A 727-nucleotide genomic window follows, 5' to 3' on the forward strand; every position below is an offset into this window, starting at 1 on the left:
GGATAGGATATGATTTTCTCATCTTTATTCATAAGAAATAAGAGAAAAACTGTCATAACCATATTAACTATAGAAACTAGTACTAAACTTTCAAGCGAAGGATATAAAAAAATATATATTAATCCTATAGCTCTAACAACCCATAACATAATTACATGATTTATTTTTATAGATTTAAATGTTAACCATGACGGAAATAGCATTACAGGTATAAAATACAATGAATACGACACAACCCAACTCACACTAAGAGGAGAATCTGAAACCATATTCCATATATAATACCCTAATAAAATAGATAATGAGTAAAGTAATAAACTTACGAATACAAAACACGATGCAATCATGTGAGTATTCTCAACTTCAGACGTTAGTACTTTTGGAGCTACATAAGAAATCCCACCCTCAGCAATTGCATAAGCTAATACACTCAAACCAACAGAAGTTGAGAATAAAATAAAATTCTCACTATCTAACTTAGATGTAAATATCATAAAGACTAGAAAATTTGAAGCTGATAGTGTTATTTGAGCAATAACCGCATAGATCGACTTCATTAGCTATAATACCTACTTAATAAATATTTAATGCTTTCCTCATGAAATTTTCTATGACTATTCATGCTTAATAATGATATAGATGCATGTCTTTCATCATTAACAATGATACTTGGCTCATATTTTATTTTTTTGTTTTTAGTTTGAGCTTCTTCTGCAATAAATATTTC

The 727-nt window shown here is 28.3% G+C and carries 1 pseudogene; it reads right to left on the minus strand.

The window, feature by feature from the left end:
• Window positions 1-557 (minus strand): annotated as a pseudogene (locus tag E5A76_RS20495) (hypothetical protein); the annotation flags it as partial.
• Window positions 558-727: the final 170 nt, after the last annotated feature.

Source organism: Photobacterium lucens (assembly GCF_009873615.1).
Taxonomy (GTDB): domain Bacteria; phylum Pseudomonadota; class Gammaproteobacteria; order Enterobacterales; family Vibrionaceae; genus Photobacterium; species Photobacterium lucens.